This is a genomic window from Kribbella sp. C-35 (genome assembly GCF_046549195.1).
In the GTDB taxonomy this organism is placed as follows: domain Bacteria; phylum Actinomycetota; class Actinomycetes; order Propionibacteriales; family Kribbellaceae; genus Kribbella.
This window is the reverse complement of sequence record NZ_JAJPWG010000004.1, coordinates 677467-704282: the sequence shown is the minus strand read 5'-3', so window position 1 is coordinate 704282 and position 26816 is coordinate 677467. Positions and strand designations below refer to the sequence as shown.

Here is a 26816-nt window from a genome sequence, read left to right as displayed (position 1 = left end):
CGCTCGGGCTCGTCGTGTGTACAGGTCGTTCGCTGCCCAGGTGCGACAGGGCAGCAGGAGACGCGATGCGGAGGGAGGTCGGAGCCAATAGGATCGTGCCGATGAGGATCCGAGATGTCGAGTTCCCGGCCGAGCTGATCGAAGCGCACCGAGCCGGTGAGTTGGTGATCTTCGTTGGCGCGGGGGCGTCGATGGGCGCGCCCTCGTCACTACCCGACTTCAAGACGCTTGCTACCGACGTCGCGCTCGAGGCTGAGCGCTCGGCGCCAGCACCCGGGGTGCAGCTTGACTGGTTCCTCGGCGACCTGGCAGATAAGGGAGTCGAGGTTCACCGGAGAGTCGCTGACCACCTCACGCTGTGGACTTCGAGACCGAACCGGCTGCATCGCGCTGTCGCGGAGTTGGCCATGGCAGGCGGCGAAGTACGGATCGTCACCACGAACTATGACTTACACCTGTCCTCGGCGCTGAAGGCCGCGGGCGCAGATTTCGCCGAGTTCGTCGGACCGGCTCTGCCGATGGGCGACGACTTCACCGGCATCGTCTACCTTCATGGGCGATTGGGTGGGCCGACACGTCGGCTCGTGCTCACCGCCGAGGACTTCGGGCGCGCATATCTCCGTGACGCCTGGGCGGCGAGGTTCCTCGAGCGAATGTTCGCGACCTTCAGCGTCCTGTTCGTCGGCTACAGCCACAGCGACGTCGTGATGCGGTATCTGGCACGAGCGCTCGGGCCTGGGAAGAAACGCTACTCACTCACCGATGACGGCAGTGCACCTGAGTGGACGACGTTGGGCATCACGCCACTCGAGTACCCCAACGCTGATCGAACCTTCGCAGCGCTGCCGGCGGCACTGGAAGGTTGGGCCGAAGACGCCTCGATGGGCAGCCTCGGTCACCAGCAACGCCTCCGACGATTGGTCTCCTCGGCGCCGACCGAGATTCCAGAGGACCTGTCGTACCTCAATGCCGTCGTTGCGGACCCGCAGCGTGTCGGGTTGTTCACCGATGTTGCCCGGGGGAAGACGTGGCTCGACTGGATCACCGCCCATGCCGAGTTCCGGCGGCTGTTCGACCCGTCATCGCCCGTCAACGGGTGCACGTATGCGCTGGCGGACTGGTTCGCGACGCACTTTGCGATAGATGAGGATCTCACCGCGGACGCGTTGCGCGTCATCACGAGCTTCGGCGGCCGGATCGAACCTGTTCTGTGGAACGCTCTGGCGCATGCGCTCCATCGCGCCGGCGGGCCTGGAGGTCCTCGCCCGAGGTGGCTCCGGCCGTGGCCAGTGTTGCTGATGGAGACGGCATCGCCTGACGCTTCCTTCAAGCTGCTCGAGTATGCGCTGATGGCATCCAGCTGGCCTGCCGAACGGTCCGCTGCGCTGCTCCTGTTCGACTATCTGTCCGAACCGATCATGCAATCAAGAAGGTCGTATGGGCTGGGTGGCCCCTTCAGCGTGGAGCTGAACTTCCGAGGCAGCGGCTACTGGCTCAAGGAGGCCCAGACGATGTTGTTCGATCCTGTGCTCCCGGAGGTGGCGCCGGATCTCGTGCTGATCGCGGAACGACATCTGCAGCGGGCGTACCACCTACTTGCGGCGACCGATTCGGGGCCGCCGCGGTTCGACCCGGTGTCGTTCCGCAGGCCGACGATCGCTGAGGACGGCCGACCTTCGAGGCCCGTCGAGCCGATGGATGTGCTGATCGATGTCGCGCGGGATGCGCTCACGGCCTGTGTCAGCGCCGGTGACGGCGAGGACATGCTTCGAACGTGGGCTGCTTCCGAAGTGCCGATCCTTCGTCGCCTCGCCGTACATACCTGGGGTGCGCGCGGAGACGTCGATAGCACCTCAAAACTGGAGTGGTTGTTGTCCGCGAATCGTCTTCAGGATCATCATCTTCGGACAGAGGTGATGAGCCTGGTCGCGGCAGCGCTGCCGTCGGTGACCGCAGACGTGGCGCAGTTGCTGGTGTCGCAGATCGTCGCGTTGGGGGACGAGATCGATGGGCAGTCCCGCTTCTTTCTGCTGGGCTGGACCGCCGACCGGTTCCCGGAGATGCCAGTCGCCAGGAGCGCTTTCGAGGAGCTGGAGCTACAGTTCCCAGATCTGACGTTGAGCGAGCCGCCCACTACGCCGCACCGGTTTGAATTCAGTCACGTCGAACAACAGTTGCCAATGAGCCCCTCAGAACTCCACCGGCGACTCGATGGAGACGCCGCGGAGGCGGTCACCGAGCTGCTTCGCTACAAGGACCGAGTCTTTCCCGACGACGGTCCGACCTGGAGCGATGCGCTCCAGCTGATTGTCCAGACACTGCGAGAGTGGCCGAGCGACGGATTCGTCCTTCTGGATTCCGAGGTGACGACGCCGCCCGCGATCGTGTCCGCTGTGGTAGGCGGTTGGTCGATCGCCGATGTCGACGATGCGATGGCGCAGAAGATTCTGCAGCGACTCAGCGAGTATGACGTCACACTGGCTGCCGATGATCTGAGTCGGATGTTGGCAGACGGTGGCCAGAGCGAGCTGAACCCAACGCAGTGGCACCGTTTCTCGCAGGCCAGGACGCTCGCTCACCGAGTCTGGAACACCTCCCCGCCCGAGCTCGAAATCGATGACACAGAGCCGAATGCCGGCAGGTGGTTGGAACGATCGATCGCCAGCACGCACGGGCGGTTGGCTATGTTCTGGATGCGAGCGATCGCGGGCGACTGGCGGGCCCTCGGTGAAGAGTGGGTCGGAATCCCCGAAGCGGCAAGGCAGGAGCTCGAGCCGATGCTCGATGCTGAGGATCCACGCGGCGTGATGGCGGGAGTCGTACTGGCTTCGCGTCTGCGGTTCCTCTCGAAAGCAGACTGGGGTTGGTGTGAGTCAGAGCTGTTGCCGCTGTTCGCGTGGTCGGCCCCGGCCAGGGCGCGGCGCATATGGGAGTCGTTCCTGTACATAGGGCAATGGACCGACGAGCTCCTGGGCAGCGGGCTCCTCGACGGGTACCTCGACACTGTTTCGCATCTCGAAACGCTCCCGCCCGAGCTGTCCAGTCGACTGGCGGACCACCTTGCGAGTATTGCCCTGTATAGCAGGATCAGGCCGACTGGCTGGCTGCGTGCTTTCGTACGGCGGGCCAGCGCGGAGCACCGCCGCGAATGGGCAGACCGCGTCAGTTGGTCGCTCGACACGCTGGAGCCGGCTGCCGTTGAACAGCAGTGGCAGCGCTGGATCAGACAGTACTGGCATGATCGGCTCAGCGACATCCCGTTGCCGTTGACAGAGTCCGAGGCATCGGCGATGGCCTGCTGGGCCGTCTACTTGACAGACTCAGCGGACGACGCCGTCATACTCGCAACATCCAGACCTGCCAGGCTGGTCGAGCATGACGTCGTGCTGGAACGTCTCGCCGACGATCGCCTTCGGCGGGCTCCGCGAGCGTTCGGCAAACTGATCGCTCATCTGCTCAAGGGCACGCAGGAACCGTGCTGGAGCCTGCACGAACTCCCAGGCATCGTGAGCGAGCTGAACAGAACAGCAGATCCCGCCGACCTTGCCGTCATCCGGCAAGAGGCCGTTCGGCTGAGAGTCCCCTTGACTGACTGAGGCCGAAATCGTGCAGTCGCCTGACCCAGCCGCCTCGCTGGAATCCGCGCGACGTGGGCGGCAGCGTATGGCGGTCGTGGACAGCCGGAGGGTCGCCTGCGGCACTGCAGGCCCTGACTGTTCGGACGATCTGACGACAGTTCGTTCAGGATTGCAGGTTGATGTGTCCGCTGCTCGGCAGGTCGCAGGCAATCAGCCGCAGTACGACTTGCAGGGACTCCAGGGTCTCGGGTCTGCGCTGCAGCGGCGGAATGGATCCTCGCGATCAGCATCGGGCGTCCAGTAGTCGTGGGGAGTCTTGAGCACGCCAAGGCCATCAAAGGCCCGCAGGCCACCGGGGTCAAGTCCGGATCCACTCGCAGTCGCGAGTATGACGCCGTCAAATGGTGCGACGGTCGTCACATGCGGACTTGGCAAAAAGGCAGGTTCCAACGGGCCGCAGGTAGTTTGGCTAGGGACAGGCAGGACGTTGCAGGGATGCATCGAGTACGACGACCTCGACCATGTGACCGTAGCTTAGTTGTTCAGTCGCCTGTTCCTGAAGGCGTGACAGGAGGCTCTCGCGGCTCCCGTGTGAGGCTGCCTTGCTCTTGCGGCTGTCGGTGTTGCTCCACGAGTCGAGGTCGAACCAGACAACTATGTAGATGCCGTAGTTCGTCTGGAAGTCTGCCATGTACCGGCTGACTAGTTGACTCTGGATGGAGTCGATAATCCCCGGGTTCCAGGCGCCCTTGACCTCGCCCGGGATACGTAGTGTCTGAGTCGTTGTTGCGTGGCCTGGCGGCGGCGCGGCCTCGAGCCGAAGGTCTGTCCGTTCGGCAAGTCCAGCGGGTTTCGTGCGACGTACCTGCACCTCGCGATTCACAATGACTGCACGATCTTGAAGTCGTCTGCTGAGCTCGATCGCGAGGTAGTCGGAGACTTCCTCTTCGGATTTGGGCCGTTTGGAATGGGTATCCCAGAGGAGACTCGCTGAGGGTGTGTCGCCTTGCAGCCGCTGTTGGACGGCGTTGAGAGCGTCCACGGTGACCGCGAGGAGGTCCTCATCGTTCCGCACGAGTCGTGCTCGGCGGCTGCTCGCAAGCCGGTCGAGCTCGCTCGGACTGAGCGCCTCCCAAGTCGTGTCGCGGTAGGAGCGACGCGCATCGACCACTGCGCGGAGTAGCCACCTGTTGTCTGGGAAGGCGGCGACGATCCGCTCGACGGCAAGCACAGCCTGCCGCGTTCCAATCCGCCTCAGGGCGTTCAGCAGGGAGTCTCGCCAAGACCCAGCTGACTCGCGGGCGTCGACGACATGAGCTTCCTCGAACTGTGGGTCTTCGCTGGCTGGGAATTGTCGCCGGAGCCAGATGTACAGGTCGGCCATTTGGGATTCGTGCAGATGAGGTGGCCGGCGGTCGAAGCCGTAGCCAATGGTCAGGAAGGCCGACTTCATGAAGTCCGGGTCGGAGTCCATCAGGTCGTGGAGAACAGGCCACGCGTCAGCGGTGTCCCACTGAAGCAGGCGTATGACTGCGGTATGGGCGCGTACCGGGTCCTGAGCACGCGCCTGAGGCGCAAGCCACTCGTACAGCACAGGACGCGCGAGGTCGATGTGGTTCTCCATGAGGGCATCGAGTATGTCGTTGCGCGGAAGCGGGCCCATGGGGCGCCTCAAACGTTCGACGAGTTCGGACGCGAGTTGGTCCGACTCCAGGAATGCGAGGTCGTCGCGCAAGAACGTGTATTCGTTGGCGGCGATAGCTCGGTCGAGAAGTGTCAAGAGCGTGGTGAGGAGCTGCGGATACGCCGACGGAATCGCAAAACTCAATAGCGCCGCCTTGTCCTCCGCGCGAGCGCCATTGACCGTGGCTGTCCAGCTCACCAGGATCGGAGCCCACTCTCGCCATACCTCACCGGACAGGAGACTGAGCTCGTCTGGGCGTTCCTTGAGTAGAAGTAGAAGTGCACGATACGCGGCCTGCGCGGGGAAGTAGGCGTCGCCTTGACTGAGCCACTTCTCTGGTTCGCAGCGTCCGTTCCGCAGGTAGGCGGACGTAGCGTCGAGAAGATCCTGGTGAGTCTCTGCCGGAAGCGTTGCCCATCTGGGATGTGCTGTCACATCGGGCTGGAACTCGTCCATGTACCGCTGGGTCCCCGGGCGTACGGTGACGAGGCGTATGGCCTGCCAGAAGGCGCTCGTGTCGCCTGCCTTGGCCTTCTTTGCGTTAGCGATGATGCGGGGGTTGATCCAAGCGTCTCGCTCAGCGCTGGCCGTGCGCCGTCGAGTCATTCGCTCCTGGTCGGCGGCGCGCCTGCGCAGTGCGTCCCGCGCCGCTGTCGCTTCCGGGGAATCGAGCCGGATATATGTTCGCCAGTAACTGAACAACTCAGCTGCTGGGTGGTTCTCAGCCAGACCGAGGACAACTTCGGAGTGGGCGGCACTGTCGGGGTTGTGAATGTAGGAGGCAGCTGTCCCGATGTTCTCCTTGAGGGTTCCGTCGCTTGAGCCGTATTGCTCCAGAAGCCAGCCGAGATCTTCTGCTCGTACCAACGCGAGACCGTGACCGCTGGCAGACTCGATGATGCTCCACACCTGGTGATCGGTGGCGTCCTCGAAAAGGAGCAACGCAAGCGCACGTCGGTCCGCGGACTCAAGTTCAGTCTCGTGCTCGAAGGCCTCGTCACGGAACAGTGGTTCGTACCCGTCGGCGCGATGAAAGGCGATCTGCTTGACAGTCTCTCGTGCCTTAGAGTCCGACAGGTGTTTGAGACAAAGTCGGATGATGGCATCGACCAACTGCGTCAGCCGGCTGTCGTTGAGGCGGGTGGGGTCGGCGCTCAGCCAGTCGCAGGCGACCGTCAGGTCATCGCCTGTGAGTCGTCGGGCGAAGTCGCCTATGAAGATCGAGTAGAGGCCGAAATGATTGCGGGGATGCCGCGGGTTCAGAATGTCGAAGACCGCTTCAGTCGAAATCGCGTGCGGCCACGAGGCCATCAGCGCCGCAGCTTCAAGTTCCCGCGGGTCCGTGTTGTCATCATCCGGTGACGCCGAGGATGCAGCGAGCAATGTGACGAGGTCGTGGATTGGCTTGTCAACGGAGAGATCGTGAACCGCCAATGCGGCTTCAACGCGGATGTGCGCCTCAGCAGCAGCGTCGAGTGCAAGAGCCGTCAGTTCAGGGATGACCGCCGCTAGCTGACATTGCCTCGCGATGTCGATAGCGATGCGAATTACCTGTAGGTCGGTGTCGGCCAGGGCAGTACGGAGCTGAGCCTCGAGTGCCGGGTGGGCGAGATCGCTGAGGTCCAGCATGCTGTCGTGGTACAGGCGACCCGCTCGGGCATCAGTGAACAGCGCGTCAGCAACCTCTCGCCGCAGACTGGGATCAGGTAGGTCGACGCTCCCGAGGAATGCTTCCGGATCGCAAGGGATCAGCCACCGGAATCGGTCTGGCTCGATGCCGACGAGCCACGCGGCAACCTGCCGAACTCGTGCGGGAATGCTTCTGTCATCGGACAGCAAGAGGGACCGAACCTGAGCCTCATCGAGCTCGTTGGAGATAATCCAGCGTGCGCCGAGATAGTCCGCGAACGTGGCGTGCGACCAGCCGAGTCGTTGATCGCCCCTGCCAGCGAACAGCGCGGTGCGCAACGTAGCGTCAACCAGCTCCCTGCCGATGGCGGAAAAATGTGTGGCCTCGGAACGAACACAGTCATCTATCAGGATGTCCGAGGCCTCAGCCTCGGCTATCGGGCCCGTCCAGATTGCTGGCCTACCACCGAAGGTCGAGATCGCGGCGATTCGCATTGCCGCTCCTAGGCGATCGATCGGTCCTGAGGATGGACTCGCCGCGTCACGGCGCTGAGGGTTCATCTCGTCGGACAACGCGAGAAGGCCACGCTCGTAGAGCTCGGCTGCGTTGCCTGGCAGGGTTCCGTCGGGACGCATTGCGCTGCAGAGCAGGTTCAGTGTGAGAGGTCTAGCTGCGAGCGGCACCACGTGTGCCTGCTCTATCGCAACCAAGAATGAATCGACGTCGACGTCTGCCTTGTCGACCAGGATCGCAGCATCGTCGCGACGCAGGGGGAGTAGCTCAAAGATGTCGACATGACCGAATTGCTTGTCGAGGACTGTTCGCAATGATGCTGGCCAGTCCGCCGTCCGGCACGCGATACGGAGCAGGAGCCGTGCACAGTCCCAGTCTTCGAGGTACTCGTCCAGCATCCGAGGGAGGTTCTGGATACGGCCGTGAGCCTCGTCGAAGCTGTCGAGTGTCAGGCAGAGCACCCCCGTTCCTGCCAGCCATGTCGCGATCTTGGGATTTTCGAAGACCCGACGCGCGAGCCGATCTTCACTTGAGAACCTTCCCAGGTCGACCCGCAGCACCTCGACCTCGTTGTCTGATGGCTCCAGGACTCCGTGTGCTTTGAGAGCTGTGGTCTTCCCCATGCCAGGCTCCCCGAGCAGGACAAGACATCGGCTTGCATTCAGGTCCGCTGTCGTGATCGCGTCGCGGTTCGGAGTGTAGAAGCGGTCACCGCGCGGGTCGGCAAGCCAACCCGCGGACGTCAGGGAGTACGAGCTGCCAGGAGGCATCCAATAGCGCTCAACATCTGCGGCTCCCGAGCTGTCCCCAGGTGGCATGACGTCTGTCTCCTTCTGCTCCGGCGCCGCGCCGGTCCGACGAGTCCTTCGAACGGTACCGCTGTCACACATCACCTATGTCCCGCCTTGCGCGAGATGCGGTGGTCTGCCGGTGCCAATAGCCGAGCGACTCGCGCCGCACAGGCCGCACTGCAGACCTTCACGTCGGCCGAAGGCTGACGATCGTCCACCGATCGCCCGATACAGACTCTCCCGCTTTCTGCGCAGACTTCTCGATATGGAGCGCACCACGGAACGGGGGAAGCCTGATGATCGGCATGAAGTCCAGAGTGGTTGTGCTGACCCTTGGCACCATCCTGATCGGCGGTTGTGCTGCTTCGGAACAGTCGTCGGGGGGAGCACAAGACCGGCGAACTTGTACTACTGCCAGGCACACACCAACGAGGCCTACTACAGCGAGATGGTCGTCGAGGCCCCCGACGACGCCGCAGTACGGCGACTCGCAGCAGAGATGGAGACCGACGAACCCGACATGTGGTCTGACCCAGGCGCAACAGAATTTCACCGTCCTCGGCCACGCCCTACCCAACACCATCGCCGACGTGATCCTCGCCCGTATCCAGATCTAGCCGGCTGGTGGAGCTGAGACGGTGTCCTAAGGACGCAGCGCGGATCCGGTACCTTACTAACCGGCTGTTACCCGCCTGGTGTCAGAAGGTGCCGGGGTGGCGGTGGGTTGCTTGGAGGACGAGGGCGGCTCCTCGAACCGCGGCAGCCTGGGGCGCCTGAGCGGGTTGGACGGTGGCGCCGAGTTGGGTCGAGAGTTGGTAGGTGATCTCGGGACGGAGCGCGCCGCCACCGGTGAGGAGGACGCCTCGGTCCAGAGCATCGACCAGTTGTGGACCACATTCACCCATCAGCTGGATGGTTGACTCCACGATCTCCTGAACGAGTTGCGCCGACGAAACTGGGTCGCGCACTCCCAGTTCCGCGCACCGGGCACCGCGCAAGCAGCCGCCGGCCAGCAGGGCGACCTCGGTCAGTTGAGCGCCGATGTCGACGACCAGCAGCGGCTCGGTGATGTCGGCGTCGGCGCCCAGGGCGGCCGCCTTGACGGTGTCGATCGTCAGAACGGTCTCGGGGCCCAGGACATCGAGTACGGCGAGGAGATGACGGCGATGTGTCTCGTCGGAGGTGATCGGGATCGTTGCCACGACCGTACGGCGTCGTTCCGCGATCACCTGAGATTTTAGGAGTTCACTGACGAGGGCGGCGGCCGCGGATCGGTCGACGATTTTCCCTCGGCGCACTGGGCGTTTCCCCGTGCCGGCGCTCATGGTCGGCACGTCGACGAGGAGGCCGTGGCCCGGCGTCCAGGCTTTGGTGCGTGCGCTGCCGAGGTCGATGGCGACACCTTCCGGAGGCCGCGTAGAGGACGTGGTGCGACGCAGCGACCTGCCTGCGAGCGAAGGCTTCATTGCCCAGACTCCTGGATGCGGTGGCATTCGCCGCAGTACACGGTCTGCGGACAGATCTGCAGCCGGTGCACCTCAACAGCCCTGCGGCACCGGATGCACTGTCCGTAGTGGCCGGTGTCCATCCTGTCGAGCGCGGCCTCGACGTCGGCCAGGACGATCCGAGCCGCAACGGTCAGATGGTCCTGCACCTGAGCGTGCGCCGAACGGTCGGCGCCGAGCGAGTCCTTCGGCGCCGACCCGCGGATGGTCCTGAGCTGCTCACGTCGGAAGGCGCGCTGCTCCAGCAGCCTTGCTCGCAGTGTCGTGAGCTCGTGCCGAGGCAGTCCGGCATTGAAGGTGATGGCTGTCACGGGCTCTCCTCGATCAGTGTCCGACAGTCGTCACATAGCTTGCTGCTGGCAACGCACGCAGTAGCGAACATAGGGCAGGATCTCCAGTCGCCCGACCGGGATCCTCGCCTCGCAGCCGTGACAAACGCCGTACGAACCGTCCTGCACGCGTCCCACGGCCGCCTCGATCTCGGCCAGGACCATGCGGATCGCCGTGGTCTGGGCCTTCACCAAGTCCTCGTTGGCGTTGGGCTTGTCGGCCTCCATGGCGTTCACCTGGGCGAGCCGGGTGTTTCGCTCGTGCTGCAGGCGTTGCAGGATTTCGTGGTTGCGGTGCAGCTCTGGCTGACCGCCCGTACCGACCGTGCTGGAGGTCATCCGTGGTGTCTTCATGGCACCACCATCGCCGGTCCGCACCGGCTTGCCTATCGGGACCAGCACCCATCTTCGCCGCTGCCCGGCACCATGGGTGTCAGCACGGATCGACACCGACTGGCAGGACGGGCACGCTTGCACAGGGAGTGTGGACCGCGGGGGATAGTGGCGGGAGTTGCGCCACGAGAAGGGATGCTGGCGGTGTCGTTGTTCTGGCGGATCTTCGCGCTGAACGCCGTCGTACTCGGGGCGGCGACCGCGCTGCTGCTGTGGGCGCCGGTGACGGTCTCGGTGCCGGTGCTGCTGACCGAGGCCGCCGTCCTGATCGGCGGTCTTGCCGTGATGCTGGTCGCCAATGCGGCGCTGCTGCGGATCGGTCTCGCCCCGCTTGCCCGACTGACGCGGCGCATGTCGACGGTCGATATCTTGCGCCCTGGCCAGCGCCTTGCGGTCAGTGGCCACGGCGGAGTCCCGGCTTTGCTCCGTGCGTTCAACGACATGCTCGACCGGCTGGAGCGCGAGCGTGCCACCAGTGCGGCCCGGGCCTTGTCTGCGCAAGAGTCCGAGCGTCGGCGCATCGCCCGGGAGCTTCATGACGAGGTCGGGCAGAGTCTGACCGTCGTACTCATGGACTTGAACCGGGCTGCCGATCGGTCGGTGGATCCCGATCTGCGTGCCGAACTGGCGCAGGCTCAGGAAACCACGCGGGCAAGTCTGGAAGAGGTTCGCCGGCTCGCCCACCGGCTGCGGCCCGGCGTGCTGGAGGACCTCGGCCTGGTCAGCGCACTCACCGCGCTGACGACCGAACTGTCCGATCACACAGGCTTGGTCGTACGACGTCAGTTCGAGTCCGGACTGCCGCGCTTGGACGACCAGACCGAGCTGGTCCTCTACCGGGTCGCGCAGGAGAGCCTGACGAACGTCGCCCGGCACGCCGACGCTTCCCACGTCGACGTATCGCTGGCAGGTCACGACAAGTCCGTCGTACTGCGGATCCAGGACAATGGCCGCGGCATCGGCGTGGCTCACGAGGGCGCCGGGATCCGTGGCATGCGAGAGCGGGCTCTGTTGATCGGAGCGACACTCGAGGTCAGCACTGCGCCCAGCGGCGGAGCCGACGTCAGCCTGACAGTGCCCGTGCACGGAACGAAAGGCTGACGATGCAGCCTACCAAGATCCTCCTTGCCGATGACCATGCCCTGGTCCGACGCGGTGTCCGCCTGATATTGGACCGCGAACCAGATCTGGAGGTGATCGCAGAGGCCGCCGACGGCCACGAGGCCGTGTCGCTCGCCCGCAGCGAGCCGGTCGATCTGGCGATCCTCGACATCGCGATGCCGCGCATGACGGGACTCCAGGCCGCGCGAGAGCTGTCCGTCGTACGCCCTGAAGTGCGCGTGCTGATGTTGACGATGTACGACAACGAGCAGTACTTCTTCCAGGCACTCAAGGCCGGCGCCTCGGGGTACGTACTGAAGTCCGTGCTCGACCGCGACCTCGTCGAGGCTTGCCGGGCGACAATGCGCGGGGAACCTTTCCTGTATGCCGGGGCCGTGACCACCCTCGTCCGCAGCTACCTGGATCGCGTCCGGCAAGGCATCGATCTGCCCGGGCAGATCCTCACCGCGCGCGAGGAGGAGATCCTCAAGCTCGTTGCCGAGGGCAACTCGTCGAAAGAGATCGCCGAACTGCTGACGATCAGTATCAAGACGGTCGAACGCCACCGCTCGAACATGCTCCAAAAACTAGGCCTTCGCGACCGCCTCGACCTGACCCGCTACGCGATCCGCGCCGGACTCGTCGAGCCATGAACATGCGGTCGGACGGTAGGCGATGAGGCGCATCAGTCATTGCGCCACGAGGAGGCAGATTCCGAGTGCTACCAACGTGAGCACCTTGGCTGCCTCGAGACCGACGTAATACAAGTGCATACTCGACCGGGACGCCGGCTGACCGGCGAGGACGCGGTCGGTGCGCCGGTTGAGTTGCGGCCGGATCGCGATGAGCTGCCCGGCCAGGATGATCAGGATCGCCGCCGTCAGACCTGCTACGGAGCCGGTTGGGCGTCCTATGGCGATGGCTGCCAAGGCGATCAGCGCCAGTGCTATCTCGACGCGGTTGAGGACCCTGAAGACGATGCGACCGATGCCGAGCCCGATGGGGATGTCGACACCTGGCGCCCGGAACTTGAGGGGCGCCTCCAGGAAGGAGATCGCGAGCACCATGCCGAGCCAGATGAACACGGCGGCGGTTGCTATGGCGGCTGGCGCGGAGTTCAAGACTGCTCCTACTGGGTTGTCAGTGGCCCTCAGGCGGCGGGCCAGGCTGTGATTCGCGCGACGAATTCCGGGGGCGAGGCGACGATCATCATGACGGCGGGCTCGGTTCCCGGATTGTTCAGGCTGACGCGTTCCCCGGTGGCCAGGTGTGCGACGGCGCCGGGGGCGAGTCTGTGCTGCTGGTCGCCTTGCCGCAGTTCGATCGATCCGGAGATGTGAACCAGGATGATTTCGGACGCCCCATGGTCGTGTTCCGGCAGGCCGCCGCCGGGCGGGATCCGTACCTGGACCATGGCGATGTGGTCGGAGGTCTCGGCGGCGACGAGTACCTCCATCGTCGGTCCCCCGGAGATCGGGGCGCGGCGTCTGGGTGTGGTTCCGATCCTGGTGAGGTACATCAGGTGCTCCTGTTGCGACGCTGGTGCGGACGAGTGCCCAGGCCGGTGCTATCGGCGGGCGCGAGATGAACGAGACAGGCGTCGGGCTCGACGAACGGCTCGAGCCGGGTCGCCGCGATCGGTGCGCGGATCTCCGTGAGCGCACCTTGCATCAGACCGAGATGCAGCGGGCACAAGGTTGAGGAGTACTCCTCCGCGAGTTCCAGGAAGGGGCAGTGCCGCAGTCTGATGCGCATGGCTGCATCGCCGTCGGGTTCCGGAGCGAACCCAAGGTCGGTCATCATCGAGCTCAGTCGCTGAGTCGCCTCGGGTACGTCGGGCTCATGAGACGGAGGGATGTGCTCGATCAAGTAGCCGCCCCACTCGCGGCCCGCAGCCTCGGCTGCGGCGCCCGCGTCGGATTTCGTGGCCAGCTGACCGAGCAGAATCTTGGCCAGTAGTTGGTACTGACGCAGCCCGCCACGGTCCATCCCAGGATGTGGTGTGTGGACGGTACGAGGCCGGCCCCGCCCGGTCGGCTCCTCGAGTCGGCGGTCGACCAATCCTTGCGCGATGAGCGCGTCGAGGTGGAAGCGGACCGTGTTGGGGTGGATCCCGAGCTGTTCGGCGAGCTCAGTGACACCCAGCGGAGCATCCGAACCGCGTAGGAGTTGGAGCAATGCTTGTCGGCGCGGCTGGTCGCCGGCCGTCTGGTCAGTCCTGGTCATGGAGGTCAGCTTGCCTGCTGCTGAGGCGGTAGCGCCGCAATGAGGGGGTGGTCGTGTGCTAGGGCGCCCACCTTGAAGGCGCCGCCGGGCGAGCCGAGGTCGTCGAAGAATCCGGCGTTCGCGGCCTGGTAGTCCTTCCACTGCTCGGGCAGATCGTCCTCGTAGAAGATGGCCTCGACCGGGCAGACCGGTTCACACGCGCCGCAGTCGATGCACTCGTCGGGGTGGATGTACAGGGAGCGCCCGCCCTCATAGATGCAGTCGACCGGGCACTCATCGACGCATGCTCGATCCTTCAGATCGACGCATGGCAGCGCTATCACGTAGGTCACAGGGGGACTCCTCACCGGACGCTTGTAATTACTACAAATATCACATGTAATAATCATTCGAAACAGTGTCGTGAGGAGAGTGACAGCATGGCGGCTTCGGAGATCTTCATCCAGGCGACTGAGACCGACCCGGACGTCATCGCCGGACGTGCGGTCCGTGAGGCGCATGACCGGCTGTTGTCCGGGCTGGCGGAGCTGACCACAGTGCAGCCCGTAGCTCAGGAGTTGGTGGACTTCTGTCTCCATGAAGTGCGCCGCTACCTGGTCACTGCGGATCGGGACCTCTATGCGCCCGCCTCCGACGATGATGAGACCCGGCTCTTGGTCGTTGCTCTCCGGATCGGGACCGCTGCACTCAACACGCAGATCGACGAACTTGCAGCAGCCGGCCCGGTGGATGCGGCGAGGCTCGGTGTGATGATCGCGGCGACCCTGGATACTCACCTCCAGATCGAGGAGTCGGTGTTGCTCCCCGCGCTCGCGGGCCTTCCTAGCGTCGATCCGTCCTTGCTGGCCTCAGACGTGAGGGCCTACCTCGCGGGGGAGCAGCTCGAAGAGCCGACGGTCATCGACGTACGGCGAATCGCTCGTGGCGGGCGTCATCCACGTGTCTTCGCCCGCTATGCCCGGCTCGCCCCCGGAGGGTCGTTCATCCTGGTCAACAGTCATGACCCCAAGCCGTTGCGCAACGAGTTCGAAGCCAGGTACCGAGACACCTTCAGTTGGGACTATCTGCAGGCCGGGCCTGAGGAGTGGCGAGTCCGGATCGGCAAGGTCGCTGTTGATGCCTGAGGAGTCGCCCGCAGTTCCAACTGAACTCCGCTCCGAGTGGCCGACGGTGCGGGTCCTGGCCGACGTACACGAACTCACCGAGACTTCACCCGTACCGTCGGGAGCCCGGTGGACACTCGCCGAGCCAGGTCGCCAACTGGATGCCAACCTCATCCATCTACCTGCGGGGCAGCGGGTGGATACCCACACTGAACCGGATCTGGACGTCGTACTGATCGTCGTCGCCGGTTGCGGCATCGTCGGTGCGCCCGACGGGGATCAGAATATTGCTGAGGGCAACATTGTCTGGCTGCCTCGTGGTTCGACCCGCAACCTCAGGGCCGGCGACAACGGCCTGTCCTACATGACTGTCCATCGACGCCGCCCCGGGCTGCAGATCAAGATGCGCCCCAGCCGATAGCGTCCCGAGAGCCGCCGCGTCGGGGCCGGTAGAGGGTCAACGTGGTTCACTCAGTAACCGGGCCAGGACAGCCGCCTGGCTGTGGTCTACATCCCTGGTCGCGGTCACCAAGGTGAGGACATCGCGTTTCGCTAGCGTACGCAGGTGGTCCAGCGCGATCCGTCCGGTCTGTGTTGCCAGCTCGTCGCGGTAGCGTGCCTCGAACTGTGCGAACTTCTCCGGTACATGGCCGTACCACTTCCGCAGCTCCGTGGACGGTGCGACGTCCTTGGCCCATTCGTCGATGCCGGAGGCGTCCTTGCGGATCCCGCGCGGCCACACCCGATCAACCAAGACCCTGATGCCGTCATCGGCTGCGGGCTGATCGTAGATCCTGCGGACCCGGACAGAACGGCGCGTCATGCTGCACCGTCGGCAGTGTCGCTCCAGTCGGGTACTGCAAGCGCGGTCCCCAACCGTCGAAGCTCGTCGCGGTGCAGTGTGCTCAGCCGCGCCAGCGCCCGCTTGCCGTGCCGCGTCAACTCCACCCGGACAGCTCTGGCATCCGTCGGATCTGACGCCCTGGTCACGAGATCTTTCGCCTGCGCACGGTTCACGAGTTCAACGACACTGTGGTGACGTAACTGGAGGCGGTCGGCCAACTCGGTCAACGTCGCCCACTCGCGGCCGGGAAACCCCTTCAATGCCAGCAGCAACTGGTACTGCTGTGGTGTGAGGCCATGACCGCGGACGGCCTGCTCGCTGAAGCGCAGGTACGTGCGGATGCCGAAGCGGAACCGGGCCAAAGCCTCGAAATCCGCCTTCGTCAACGGCTTTGCCGCCTGCTCGTCGTGCGTCGTCTCGGGCTGCATGCGATCACGTCCTCGGTGGTTGCACCGGGGAACCCGGCCACGAAGCCAAGTATATCGTGTTGCGATATAACTGCGAGGTCGTCGCACAGCCCGCGTGACCCGCGGGCCGTTGCCGGTTCCCGGCAATCAAGGAGATGCGACCTTCGCCGAAGGTGCCCATACCTGCAGTGGCGGCGTAGCGGCAGTCTCGGAGATACCCGATCACGCATCCGGGAGTGTGCCATGCAATCCCTTGTTGCTACTCGAAGTGAGTTGCTCGACCGCCGGCGGCGGGCGGTCTTCGTCGCTCAAGGCCGCGATCTGCTCAAGGACAAACGAACCGCGCTGGTGCGCGAGTTCCGCCATCACCAGACAGAGCTCCTGGACGGATTGGAACGGCTGCGCATCCTCGCAGTCCAAGCCCGGCAACGCCTCGACGAGGCCACCGCGGTGTGCGGCCCCGAGGAACTCGCGTCGGGAGCCTTGGCCGCCGCGACCGGGATCGGCGCCGAGCTGACGTCTCGGACCGTGGCCGGTGTTCACGTGTTCGACCTGCGACATACCCCGGTCCGGCGCAACGCCGCCACGCGCGGCTGGGCCCCCGGCCTCGTCTCGGCCCACATCGACATCGTCGCGCAGGCCTACGAGGAGCAACTCGAGTGGCTACTGGACCTGTGCGCGGTCGAGCTCAGCGTACGACGGCTGGCGACGGAGATTGCGCGCACCACCACGCAGGTCAATGCCTTGGACAACATCGTGCTCCCTCAGTTGCACGACGAGGCGCGTGGTATCGCGCTCACGCTGGACGAGCGCGAGCGCGAGGAGCACGCGCGGCTCAGGCGAGCCCGCAGCCGCCGGGCCTCCCGCGACGCGACCAGCGACAGGCGTGACCGCACTCGGAGCGCGGCATGAGCCGCGCGCACGATGACAGCGGCACGATCGCCAAGGCGGCGGCGCACGAGCTGGTACGGGAGTTCGAGAACTCGATCGCCGCCCGGCTGGCCGCGGCGAACCAAGCCGGCGATGAGGTGGCACTAGCTCAAGTGCAGGCGGATCACCTCATCGCCGAGGCCGAAGCGCAGGCGGCGGAGGGGGCGCGGCAACGGACAACCGCGATCCTGACCGCCGCCCGCGCCGAGGCCGACCGGCTGATCGAAGTCGGTGTGCGCCGCGCAGCCGCACTGACCGCGGCGGCCGCCCGGCGGCGGGACCAGGACGTCGCAACTGTCGTCGCTGCCGTGCTGCCGCGACCGAGGTCATCATCGCAAGACGTGGTGGTGAGCCGACCATGATGGTCCCCCTCACCCAGCTCGAGGTCGTCGGGCTTCGGCCGCGCCTGGACGATGCCTTGACAGCCTTGCAGGAATTGCGCCTGGCCGAGGTCGTGACCGTCGCCGATCCCGGCGAGACCCCGCCCGACCTGGCAGACCTCATCGCCCGGACCGACGCCATGCTCAAGCTCATCGACCAGTCCGCGGTCGGCGCCGTGCTGAGCGACACTGCGCTGCGAACCACGCTCGCGCACCTCGAACCCCAGGTGGCGCGGCTGCTGACCGAAGCGGAGGAGCTACGCGGCGAGGCCGAGGCGCTGCCTCGGTCCATCGACGCCCTCGACGCACTCCAGCCACTCGTACCCGAGCTGGGCCGGCTGAACGACCGGCAGTTGGCGAACCTGGGCCTGGCCAGTATGGCGTTGGTCCTCGACGACCCGGACACACGGATCGTGCCGGAACTGACCCGGCAACTCGCCGAGCTGCTCGGCCGAGGACACCTGCTGGTCACCTCGTCGGCGGCACCGGGCAGTCCGGTCGGCTGCCTGCTGGTTCTTCGCCGCGGCGACCTGCCCGAAGTGAACTCGCTGCTCGGCACACAGCGGATCGTCGAGATGGGTGTCCCGGCCGCCTACGCCGGCAAGTCGTTGCGCGCGACTGTCGACGCGATGCGGCAGCGGCTCGCCGCTTTGCCTGCCGAACGCGACCGAGTCCAGGCCGAGTTGGCCGCCACGGTCAATCCGGTCGCGGGGTCGCTGCAGGCGACCATCTCTGCTTTGCGGGCTCGCGCTGAGCGAGCTGTGGCGGCGACACAGGCGGACCTGTCCTCGCGCACGTTCATCCTCAGGCTCTGGGTCCCGGCTAAACGGACCGCGCAGATCGAGCAAGCACTGAGCGAGAGGCTAGGCGAGGCCGTCGCTGTCGAGCACGTCACCACCGGAGCATCGGTCGAGGACCAGCCGGTTCTGCTGCGGAACCGGACCGGCTGGCAGCCGTTTCAGCAGCTTGTCGGGCTGTTGTCCTGGCCGGCGCGCGGCGATCTGGACCCGACGGGGCTGACGGCGCTGGTGCTGCCGATCTTCTTCGGTGTCATGGTCGGCGACGTCGTGTACGGCGCCCTGCTGCTGACGGCCGCGTGGTGGCTCAGATCGCACCGGCCGACGAAGAGCACCCTCGGCGAGGTCGCCAAGGTGATGATGCTCGGCGGCGCTTGGACGGTCCTGTTCGGCCTCCTGTACGGCGAAGCACTCGGCAGCCTGGGCCACAGCATCGGCATGCCGGCGCTCTGGTTCTACCGAGGCGGCCCGACCGCGCTGCAACCCTTGCTGCTGTTCGCCTTGGCCATCGGCCTGGCCCATGTCGTGCTGGGGTTGCTGCTGGGCATCTGGACGGCCGCCCGTGGACACCAGCGCCGGCCGCTGGCCTCGAAACTGGGAACCCTTCTGGTGCTGGCCGGGCTCTTCGGGTTGGCCGGTGTCGCCGCCGCAGGCTTCCCGGCGCAGGTCCTGACTCCTGCGGTTGCCGCGCTCGTCGTCGGGGTCGTCGTGGCCTGCGTGTCCCAGGGCGCGCTCGGGCTGCTGCTCGGCCCGCTCGACCTGCTCGGTGCCTTCGGCAACGTCTTGTCCTACCTGCGGCTGGCGGCGGTCGGTCTCGCTTCGACATACCTGGCTGAGGTCGCCAACCAGCTCGGCGCTCGTGGGCCGCTGCTGCTCGGAATTCTCGTGGCCACCTTGTTCCATGCGCTGAATCTCGCCTTGGCGGCGTTCAGCCCGACGATCCAGGCACTCCGGCTGCACTACGTCGAGTTCTTCGGGCAGTTCTACGAGGGCGGCGGTCGGCTCTTCGCCCCTCTCGGCGCCGGGTCCGTTGCCCAAGGCCCCGAGTCGGAGTGCGTCACTGCGCCGTCCGCTGCCGCCATCAACTCACCCGAGCCGGTCCCGGCTCGGTCATCCGTCTGAAAGGACGAACATCATGGAGCTCGGACTGATCGCCCTCGCCGCCGGCCTCGCCGTCGGACTCGCTGCCCTGGCCACTGGTTACGCCCAGGCCCGCATCGGAGCCGCGGCCATGGGCGCAGTAGCGGAGAAGCCTGAACTGACCGGCCGCGCGATCCTGCTGGTCGCCATTCCGGAAACGCTGGTCATCCTCGGTTTCGCGGTCGCCGCGATGATCATCCTGCTCCTCGGCGGCGAGTGATGGCGCTGCGCGACCTGCTCACCGCGCTCGAGGAGGAAGGAGCAGCTGAACACGAGAAGGCCCAGCAGGAACGGCGGCGGCAAGCGGCTGAGCTGCTCACCGATGCGCACGAGCGCGGTGCGAAGATCCGTCAGGATGTCGTGACGGCAGCCGAAACCGCAGCCCGGCAAGAGGCGGAGGACTTGTTGATCGCCGCGCGGTTCAGGGCCCGCCGGGCAGTCCGGACCGCGCGCGACGACGCCCTCGCCCTGGTCCTCGGTCAGGTCCGCGAGGAACTGCTCGCCCTGCCTGGAAGCCCGGACGGCCGAGCGATGGCGGCCGCCTGCCTGGCCGAGGCCCTCGCGGCGATGCCCCAGGCCACGACCGTCCACGTTCACCCGGCCGACGTAATGGCGCTGCTGCCCGACGCTACGGTCCGAGTCGTCGCCGACCTCGAACACAGCGGCGCGATCGCCGAGGACGACCAGGGTCGCTACGTCGACAACACCTATCTCACCAGGCTTGCCAACACCTGGCCGGAGATCCGTGCGGGTCTGAGCGGCTCCTGGAATCGGGACTCATGACACCCCGGCCCGATTTCATCGCCGGCAACACCCGCCTGCGGGCGCGGCTGCCCGGGCTGCTCGCTCCGTTCGAGTACGACCAGCTCGCCGGTCTGTCCCGTGAGCAGGCCGCCGAACGGCTCGCGGCGTCGACCTACCGCCCATATCTGAGCCGCGACGAAGCGGGCGACCTGAGGCTCCTCGACGCGGTCGGACGTCGACTGCGCGACCTGTTGGGTGGAGTCCGGGGACTGTACGGCGGTATGGCCGACACCGCGGTCGGGGTGCTGCTGGCTCGGCACGACCTGCAAGACGTCCTCGCGTTGCTCCGCGGCGGCCGCGCCAGGCGGCCCGCCGTCGAGCGGGTCGCGGCGGTGATGGCTGTCGGTGCGATCGATCGACGAGCCGCCGCCGACATCGCAGCAGCACCTGACGGCGCGACGACTGTCCTGCGGCTGGTGGCGCAGCGGCTTCCCGACGCGCTGACCGCCCGGGCGCTGCCCGGGGCCTGGGAACGGTACGAACTGAACGGCGACCCGGACGAGTTCGAGACCACCGTCGCGGCGGCCGCGATCGACGGCTGGACCGATCGGCTGGAATGGGTCGGCCGGGCCGCTCGCCCGATCCTGGATCTGGTCCTGGCCGAATGCGACCGGGCCAATCTGCTCGCCGTACTGCGTGACCCGGTGCTGGAGACACCGCGACTCCTTCCCGTCGGGCTGGTGCCCGAATCGGCGCTGCTGGCGGCCCGGCGCGGCGATCCGCAACCCGTCGTGACCGCCCGTCCCACCTGGCGGCAAGCTCTCGAACGGCATGTCCGCGACGGAGACCTCGCAAGGCTCGAATGGGACCTGGACGTCGCTGTGTGGCGCCAAGGGGTACGCGGGCTACGGCGCGGCGACCCCCTCGGCGCCGATGTGCCTGTCGGCTACGTCCTGGCTGCCGAATGCGAGGCCCGCACCGTTCGGCTCCTGCTTGTCGGTGCTGCTCCCGCTCACGACGTCCGGGACCTGCTCGTCCCATGAACCCGACGCCACCAGAAGGGATCTGCTCATGACAGAGGCATTGGTTGTCGCCACCCCGGCCACCGCCACCGGCTTTCGTCTCGGCGGCGCGCGGACCGTCACCGCCGGCGACGCGGAGCAGACCGTCGCCGCGGTCAGCCAGGCGATCGCCGACGGTCAGGCTGCAGTCATCGCGATCCACGGCGCCCTCTGGTCGCTCGTCGCACCGTCGCTCCGCGCGGCCTGGACCAAACAGAGCTCCCCGCTGGTCCTCGCCCTGCCCGACGAGGACGGCGACGTCTCCGCGGCCAAGGACGCAGCGCTACGTGACCTGCTTGCCCGCGCTATTGGCTACCAGATCACCTTCACCCCTAGCGGAGACCCGCAATGACCACGACGAAACCACGCACCGAGCCGGCACACCCCGGACGTCCCGGACCGGCCAGGCAGGTGCAGACCGACAGCGGCCGGGTCGTCAAGATCTCTGGCCCGGTGGTCAGCGCCAAAGACCTGCCCCACTCCCGCCTGTTCGATGTGGTGCGCGTCGGCGTTCAACGGCTGCTCGGTGAGGTCATCAAGATCGACGGCGACTTGGTGGTGATGCAGGTGTTCGAGGACACCAGCGGACTGCAGGTCGGCGAACCGGTCGAGGCCACCGGCGAACCCCTGTACGCCGAACTCGGCCCCGGACTCCTCGGCGGCATCCTCGACGGCACCCAGCGTTCGCTGAGCAACCTGAGCGCCGACGGCAGTCTCTACATCGCCAGAGGCGCGGACCCGCCCCGCCTGGACCGTGACCGCCGTTGGGACTTCCGGCCCGCCGTCGAGATCGGGGACCGGGTCGGACCCGGTGACCTGCTGGGATCGGTCCCCGAAGGACGTGCCGTCGAGCACCGGATCCTTGTGCCGACAGGCGTCACTGGGGTCGTCACCGCAGTCCGTCCCGGACCGGCCGGCATCCTCGATGCTGTTGTCGACATCGATGGGCACCCCGTCGCGATGATGCGTCGATGGCCGTTACGCCGGGCCCGTCCGGTTGCGAATCGGCTGCCGCTCACCGTGCCGCTGATCACCGGCCAGCGGGTCCTCGACCTGCTCTTCCCGGTCGCCCGCGGCGGAAGCGCCATCATCCCCGGCGGCTTCGGGACCGGCAAAACCGTACTGGAACAGGCCCTGGCCAAGTTCTCGACCGCCGATATCGTCGTCTACGTCGGCTGCGGCGAACGTGGCAACGAACTGACCGAGGTGCTCGAGGAGTTCCCCGAGCTGACCGATCCGCGCACCGGCGCCCCGCTGATGGAGCGCACCGTGCTGATCGCGAACACCTCCAATATGCCGGTCGCGGCCAGGGAAGCAAGCATCTACAGCGGGATCACGATTGCGGAGTACTACCGCGACCAGGGCTACGACGTGGCCATGATGGCCGACTCGACCAGCCGCTGGGGTGAGGCGTTGCGCGAGGTGTCGAGCCGACTCGAGGAGATGCCTGCCGAGGACGGCTACCCCGCATACCTGGCCACGCGCCTGGCCGGGTTCTACGAACGGGCCGGCGCGGTGACGTGCCTCGGTACGCCGGCGCGCAGCGGCTCGGTGACAGTCGTCGGCGCCGTCTCACCGGCCGGCGGTGACTTCTCCGAGCCGATCACCCAGAACAGCCTGCGGCTCGCGGGCTGTTTCTGGGCACTCGACACCGCACTGTCCAGGCAACGACACTTCCCCGCCGTGAACTGGCTGCGCAGCTTCTCCCAGTACGGCCTCGACGATTGGTTCGACCAGGAGATCGGCTCGGACTGGTCGCCGTTGCGCCGGTGGGCGGCAGCAGCGCTGCAAGACGAAGGCGCCTTGCAAGAAGTGGTGTCGCTGCTAGGCGTCGAAGCGCTGGCAGCCGAGCAACGGATCACCCTTCGCATCGGGCAAGCCCTGCGAGAGGACCTGCTCCAGCAGTCCTCGTTCGACGACATCGACGCGTCCTGTCCTCCGCAACGGCTGCTGGCCATGCTGCGCGTCGTCCACGAGGCCGGCGCTGCCATGAGCTCAGCGCACCAGCGGGGCGTCGCCATCACCGCGATCACTTCCGCGAGCGTCCTGAGCGAGCTCGGCCGGATGCGCCGCTGGCCACCCGACAACGTCGACGACTCCGCAACCCGCCTCATCGAGCAGATCGCCGAAGAAATGAGCTCGCTGTGACCACCCCCCAAACCCAAGCCCTTTTCACCGTCGGGCACCGCACGGTGACCCGAGTCGCCGGGCCACTCATCGTCGTGGACGGGATGGACGGCGTCGGGTACGGCGAACTCGTCGAGGTCGAAACCGGCGACGGCCCGATCCGGGAAGGCCAGGTGCTCGAGCTCGATGGATCGACGGCGATCGTCCAGGTCTTCGGCGGAACCGTCGGCATCGGACGCCGGGAAACCTCAGTTCTCACCCGCAGCCGCGCCGCCCGGACCGGCGTCGGCACCGACTACTTCGGCCGCGTCCTCGACGGAGCCGGCCGGCCACGCGACGGCGGCCCACAACCCGTCCCGGACGACTACCGCCACGTCAACGGCCTGCCCCTCAACCCGATCACCCGCGCGCACCCCGACCAGTTCATCGAAACCGGTGTGTCGGCGATCGACGGACTCATCACGCTCGTCCGCGGGCAGAAACTGCCGATCTTCTCCGGCGCCGGCCTGCCCGCGAACACCCTGGCCGCGCGGATCGCGGCCCAGGCCGGCGTGCCCGGCGACGACGCCGATGTCGCCGTCGTCTTCGCCGCGATGGGCGTCACCCGCCGGGAGGCGGAGTTCTTCCGCACCGAGTTTCTCACCGGAGGCGCCGCCGCCCGCAGCGTGCTCCTGCTGAACCTCGCCGACGACCCCACGATCGAACGGCTGCTGACCCCCCGGGTCGCGCTCACCATGGCCGAATATCTAGCCTTCGAACAGCAGCGCCACGTCCTGGTCGTGATGACCGACATGACGGCGTACTGCGAAGCGCTGCGCGAGATCTCCGCCGCGCGGGAGGAGATGCCGGGCCGCCGCGGCTACCCCGGCTACATGTACACCGATCTGGCTTCACTGTACGAACGGGCCGGCCGAGTGCGCGGCGGCACTGGGTCGCTGACCCAACTGATGATCCTGACGATGCCCGACGACGACATCACCCACCCGATCCCCGACCTCACCGGCTACATCACCGAAGGCCAGATCGTGCTGTCGCGTGACCTCGACAGGCAAGGCATCCAGCCGCCGATCGACGTACTGCCATCGCTGTCCCGGCTGATGAACGCGGGCATCGGCGCCGGCAAGACCCGCGACGACCATCGCGGCCTGGCCGACCAGCTGTACGCCTGCTACGCCCGCGGCCGCGAGGTCCGCCGGCTGATGTCGATCGTCGGCGAGAGCGGCCTGCCCGCAGAGGACCGGCGCTATCTCGCCTTTGCCGGAGCTTTCGAACGCACGTACCTCGACCAAGGACCAGCCCGCCGGTCTCTGACTGACACCCTCGAGGTGGGGTGGCGACTCCTGGCGCCCTTCCCGCCGGCCGAACTGAAACGCGTCAGCGCCGAACAGTTGGCGCGTTATCACAAGGCGACTGTGACAGCGACCGATGCTTGATGCATGTTCCTCCGCTTGTCTGGGCGTTGACGATCCTAGGGATCCTTGCCCTGCTGCTGTTCGACTTCTTCTTCCATGTGCGCACCGCGCACATCCCGACCCTCGGCGAGGCAGCGGTCTGGTCAGCGATCTACGTTGGGATCGCCGTCTTGTTCGGTGTCGGTGTCTGGCTCGTGGGCGGCGCGGCGATCGGCAGCGAATACTTCGCCAGTTACCTCACGGAGAAGGCACTGTCGGTCGACAACCTCTTCGTGTTCCTCATCATCATGGCCAGCTTCAAGGTGCCCCGCGCGGACCAGCAGAAGGCACTGCTGTTCGGCATCGTCTTCTCGCTCCTCGCGCGCACCGCCTTCAGCTTTCTCGGCGCCGCGCTCGTCAACTCTTACGCCTTCGTGTTCTACCTGTTCGGCCTGATACTGCTTGTCACGGCAGGCCAAATGCTCAAACCCGGGACCGCGAAGGGCCGCTCGGCGAACAACATCATCGTCCGTCTTGCCAAGAGGTTCCTGCGGACCTCCGACGCCTATGATCGCGACAGACTGTTCACCATCGACCAGGGCCGCCGCGTGATGACGCCATGCTGCTCGTCATGGTGGCCATCGGTGGAACCGACGTCCTTTTCGCGCTGGACTCCATCCCCGCGATCTTCGGCCTCACCCAGAGCGTCTTCATCGTGTTCACCGCCACCGCCTTCTCCCTGCTGGGGCTGCGGCAGCTCTACTTCCTCATCGACGGTCTACTGGACCGCCTCATCTACTTGTCCTACGGCCTCGCCGCGATCCTGGGATTCATCGGGGTCAAACTCATCCTGCACGCGCTGCACGAGAACAACCTCCCGTTCGTCAACAACGCGCAGCCCCTGCACGTCCCCGAGATCGGCACAGGCTTGTCGTTGAGTGTGACGCCGGCGTTCTGATCATCACCGTCATCAGTTCGCTGGCCGGCCGCCACTGACCAACAAGACCACGGCGCTGCGTTCCCGGTGGAGTACGAAGCGGTCAGGCGGTGAGGCGCAGCCCGGTGGAGGTCGAGAAGAGGTGCAGTTTGTCGGGCTGCGGGACAAGGTGCACGACGGCACCCGTCTGGCTGTGCAGCCGGGTGCCGATCCGCGCGATGATCTGCTGGTTCAGGCTGGAGTGCTCGGTGACTCCGAAGAGGAATGCGTCCGAGCCGAGCTCCTCGATCACCCCGACCTTCACCGCCAGCCCTGTATCGGCAAGACGGAACGCCTCCGGCCGGATGCCCAGTATCAGCGTCCGGTCGGTTCCGGCTTTGGACAGCAGGCTGCGTTCGATCGGTACGACGTAGTCGCCGATCTTCGCGCCGCCGTCGGTGATCTGGGCCTCGATGAGGTTCATGGCCGGTGATCCCATGAAACCTGCGACGAAGACGTTCCGGGGCCGGTCGTAGAGGTGCAGTGGTGTGTCGACCTGCTGCAGCCGGCCGTCCTTCAGGACGGCGACCCGGTCGCCCATCGTCATGGCCTCGATCTGGTCGTGGGTGACGTAGACGGTGGTGACGTCCAGGCGGTGCTGGAGTTCGGCGATCTGGGTGCGGGTCTGGACGCGGAGCTTGGCGTCGAGGTTGGACAGTGGCTCGTCCATCAGGAAGACCTGTGGGTTACGGACGATCGCGCGGCCCATCGCGACGCGCTGGCGCTGGCCACCGGACAGTGCCTTCGGCTTGCGGTCGAGGTATTCCTCGATGCCGAGCAGTTTGGCCGCCTCGGTGACGCGCTTGGTTCGCTCGTCCTTGGGCAGGCTCTGCATCTTGAGGGCGAAGCCCATGTTGTCTGCGACCGTCATGTGCGGGTACAGCGCGTAGTTCTGGAACACCATCGCGATGTCCCGGTCCTTGGGCGGAAAGTCCGTGACGTCGCGGTCGCCGATGTAGATCTTGCCCTCGTTGACCTCTTCGAGGCCGGCGAGCATCCGGAGCGAGGTGGACTTGCCGCAACCCGACGGTCCGACGAGCACCATGAACTCGCCGTCGGCGATGTCCAGGTCCAGCCGGTCGACGGCTGGTGTGTCGGAGCCCGGATACACCCGGGTGGCTCCCTTGAACGAGACCGTTGCCATGTCACGCTTCCCTTCCTTTACT

Annotated in this window: 26 protein-coding genes and 1 pseudogene; 16 read left to right on the top strand and 11 right to left on the bottom strand. The window is 66.1% G+C overall.

The genetic code is table 11. The features are described from left to right. Positions 1-65 precede the first annotated feature (65 nt). On the top strand, positions 66-3596 hold the full coding sequence (locus tag ACLJOO_RS29180; protein ID WP_410790637.1) for a DUF4020 domain-containing protein: 3531 nt from the start codon (positions 66-68) through the stop codon (positions 3594-3596). A gap of 451 nt (positions 3597-4047) precedes the next feature. On the opposite strand, the gene ACLJOO_RS29175 is transcribed toward ACLJOO_RS29180, so the two are convergent. From ACLJOO_RS29175 to ACLJOO_RS29160, 4 genes are all read right to left on the bottom strand, one after another. Further along, positions 4048-8028: an NACHT domain-containing protein gene (locus ACLJOO_RS29175; RefSeq protein ID WP_410790636.1), complete on the bottom strand. Its 3981-nt coding sequence runs from the start codon at positions 8026-8028 to the stop codon at positions 4048-4050. A gap of 866 nt (positions 8029-8894) precedes the next feature. Continuing rightward, a complete protein-coding gene (locus ACLJOO_RS29170) occupies positions 8895-9662 on the bottom strand; it encodes a rod shape-determining protein (RefSeq protein WP_410790634.1) in 768 nt (255 codons plus the stop codon). Next, positions 9659-10012, bottom strand: a complete 354-nt coding sequence (locus tag ACLJOO_RS29165) for a TraR/DksA family transcriptional regulator (protein WP_410790633.1) — start codon at positions 10010-10012, stop codon at positions 9659-9661. Before ACLJOO_RS29165 ends, ACLJOO_RS29170 begins: the two co-directional genes overlap by 4 nt. Positions 10013-10042: 30 nt before the next feature. Further along, positions 10043-10384 carry a TraR/DksA family transcriptional regulator gene (locus ACLJOO_RS29160; RefSeq protein ID WP_410790632.1) on the bottom strand — a complete coding sequence of 114 codons (342 nt, stop codon included), beginning with the start codon at positions 10382-10384 and terminating at the stop codon, positions 10043-10045. A 174-nt stretch (positions 10385-10558) separates the two neighbouring features. Between ACLJOO_RS29160 and ACLJOO_RS29155 the strand changes: the two genes are divergently transcribed. Both ACLJOO_RS29155 and ACLJOO_RS29150 read left to right on the top strand, forming a co-directional pair. After that, entirely contained in the window at positions 10559-11524 is a 966-nt protein-coding gene (locus tag ACLJOO_RS29155) for a sensor histidine kinase (protein ID WP_410790631.1), read from the top strand. A 2-nt stretch (positions 11525-11526) separates the two neighbouring features. Then, the gene (locus tag ACLJOO_RS29150) at positions 11527-12177 is read left to right on the top strand and encodes a response regulator (RefSeq protein ID WP_410790630.1); all 651 of its coding nucleotides are present in this window, start codon (positions 11527-11529) and stop codon (positions 12175-12177) included. A gap of 36 nt (positions 12178-12213) precedes the next feature. On the opposite strand, the gene ACLJOO_RS29145 is transcribed toward ACLJOO_RS29150, so the two are convergent. Genes ACLJOO_RS29145 through fdxA form a run of 4 tightly spaced genes read right to left on the bottom strand, consistent with a single transcriptional unit; the run spans position 12214 to position 14082 of the window. Further along, a complete protein-coding gene (locus ACLJOO_RS29145) occupies positions 12214-12645 on the bottom strand; it encodes a hypothetical protein (protein ID WP_410790629.1) in 432 nt (143 codons plus the stop codon). A gap of 29 nt (positions 12646-12674) precedes the next feature. Next, complete coding sequence (locus ACLJOO_RS29140; RefSeq protein ID WP_410790628.1) at positions 12675-13043, bottom strand: cupin domain-containing protein; 369 nt, start codon at positions 13041-13043, stop codon at positions 12675-12677. After that, positions 13043-13750, bottom strand: a complete 708-nt coding sequence (locus ACLJOO_RS29135) for a helix-turn-helix transcriptional regulator (RefSeq protein ID WP_410790627.1) — start codon at positions 13748-13750, stop codon at positions 13043-13045. The genes ACLJOO_RS29140 and ACLJOO_RS29135 overlap by 1 nt, the downstream gene beginning before the upstream one ends. A 5-nt stretch (positions 13751-13755) precedes the next feature. Further along, positions 13756-14082 (bottom strand): ferredoxin, encoded by a 327-nt coding sequence (fdxA, locus tag ACLJOO_RS29130; RefSeq protein WP_410790626.1) that lies wholly within the window; start codon positions 14080-14082, stop codon positions 13756-13758. 87 nt (positions 14083-14169) lie between these two features. On the opposite strand from fdxA, the gene ACLJOO_RS29125 reads away from it, so the two are divergent. Together ACLJOO_RS29125 and ACLJOO_RS29120 are read left to right on the top strand one after the other, a co-directional pair. Then, positions 14170-14874, top strand: coding sequence for a DUF2249 domain-containing protein (locus tag ACLJOO_RS29125; protein ID WP_410790625.1), 705 nt, complete (start codon positions 14170-14172; stop codon positions 14872-14874). After that, positions 14867-15274 carry a cupin domain-containing protein gene (locus tag ACLJOO_RS29120; RefSeq protein WP_410790623.1) on the top strand — a complete coding sequence of 136 codons (408 nt, stop codon included), beginning with the start codon at positions 14867-14869 and terminating at the stop codon, positions 15272-15274. Before ACLJOO_RS29125 ends, ACLJOO_RS29120 begins: the two co-directional genes overlap by 8 nt. 36 nt (positions 15275-15310) lie before the next feature. Here the strand turns inward: ACLJOO_RS29120 and ACLJOO_RS29115 are convergent, their stop codons facing one another. After that, positions 15311-15676 (bottom strand): DUF488 domain-containing protein, encoded by a 366-nt coding sequence (locus ACLJOO_RS29115; protein ID WP_410790622.1) that lies wholly within the window; start codon positions 15674-15676, stop codon positions 15311-15313. Further along, a complete protein-coding gene (locus ACLJOO_RS29110) occupies positions 15673-16125 on the bottom strand; it encodes a MarR family winged helix-turn-helix transcriptional regulator (RefSeq protein ID WP_410790621.1) in 453 nt (150 codons plus the stop codon). The genes ACLJOO_RS29115 and ACLJOO_RS29110 overlap by 4 nt, the downstream gene beginning before the upstream one ends. 222 nt (positions 16126-16347) lie before the next feature. On the opposite strand from ACLJOO_RS29110, the gene ACLJOO_RS29105 reads away from it, so the two are divergent. The 11 genes and pseudogenes from ACLJOO_RS29105 to ACLJOO_RS29055 all read left to right on the top strand — a co-directional run bounded on the left by ACLJOO_RS29105 (position 16348) and on the right by ACLJOO_RS29055 (position 25632). Then, entirely contained in the window at positions 16348-17016 is a 669-nt protein-coding gene (locus ACLJOO_RS29105) for a V-type ATP synthase subunit D (RefSeq protein ID WP_410790619.1), read from the top strand. Continuing rightward, positions 17013-17396 (top strand): hypothetical protein, encoded by a 384-nt coding sequence (locus tag ACLJOO_RS29100; protein WP_410790618.1) that lies wholly within the window; start codon positions 17013-17015, stop codon positions 17394-17396. The genes ACLJOO_RS29105 and ACLJOO_RS29100 overlap by 4 nt, the downstream gene beginning before the upstream one ends. Beyond that, complete coding sequence (locus ACLJOO_RS29095) at positions 17393-19333, top strand: V-type ATP synthase subunit I (RefSeq protein ID WP_410790617.1); 1941 nt, start codon at positions 17393-17395, stop codon at positions 19331-19333. Before ACLJOO_RS29100 ends, ACLJOO_RS29095 begins: the two co-directional genes overlap by 4 nt. Before the next feature lie 13 nt (positions 19334-19346). Then, a complete protein-coding gene (locus ACLJOO_RS29090) occupies positions 19347-19571 on the top strand; it encodes a hypothetical protein (RefSeq protein WP_410790616.1) in 225 nt (74 codons plus the stop codon). Next, positions 19571-20134, top strand: coding sequence for a hypothetical protein (locus tag ACLJOO_RS29085; RefSeq protein WP_410790615.1), 564 nt, complete (start codon positions 19571-19573; stop codon positions 20132-20134). The genes ACLJOO_RS29090 and ACLJOO_RS29085 overlap by 1 nt, the downstream gene beginning before the upstream one ends. Further along, entirely contained in the window at positions 20131-21138 is a 1008-nt protein-coding gene (locus tag ACLJOO_RS29080; RefSeq protein WP_410790613.1) for a V-type ATPase subunit, read from the top strand. Before ACLJOO_RS29085 ends, ACLJOO_RS29080 begins: the two co-directional genes overlap by 4 nt. Positions 21139-21166: 28 nt before the next feature. Continuing rightward, complete coding sequence (locus ACLJOO_RS29075; protein WP_410790612.1) at positions 21167-21508, top strand: V-type ATP synthase subunit F; 342 nt, start codon at positions 21167-21169, stop codon at positions 21506-21508. Continuing rightward, positions 21505-23304 (top strand): V-type ATP synthase subunit A, encoded by a 1800-nt coding sequence (locus ACLJOO_RS29070; RefSeq protein ID WP_410790611.1) that lies wholly within the window; start codon positions 21505-21507, stop codon positions 23302-23304. The genes ACLJOO_RS29075 and ACLJOO_RS29070 overlap by 4 nt, the downstream gene beginning before the upstream one ends. After that, positions 23301-24716, top strand: a complete 1416-nt coding sequence (locus tag ACLJOO_RS29065) for a V-type ATP synthase subunit B (RefSeq protein ID WP_410790610.1) — start codon at positions 23301-23303, stop codon at positions 24714-24716. The genes ACLJOO_RS29070 and ACLJOO_RS29065 overlap by 4 nt, the downstream gene beginning before the upstream one ends. After that, positions 24716-25120: pseudogene (locus ACLJOO_RS29060) on the top strand (TerC family protein); the annotation flags it as partial. The gene ACLJOO_RS29065 and the pseudogene ACLJOO_RS29060, both read left to right, overlap by 1 nt. A gap of 185 nt (positions 25121-25305) precedes the next feature. Beyond that, a complete protein-coding gene (locus tag ACLJOO_RS29055) occupies positions 25306-25632 on the top strand; it encodes a TerC family protein (protein WP_410790609.1) in 327 nt (108 codons plus the stop codon). 82 nt (positions 25633-25714) lie between these two features. Here the strand turns inward: ACLJOO_RS29055 and ACLJOO_RS29050 are convergent, their stop codons facing one another. Continuing rightward, a complete protein-coding gene (locus ACLJOO_RS29050; RefSeq protein WP_410790607.1) occupies positions 25715-26794 on the bottom strand; it encodes an ABC transporter ATP-binding protein in 1080 nt (359 codons plus the stop codon). Positions 26795-26816 lie beyond the last annotated feature (22 nt).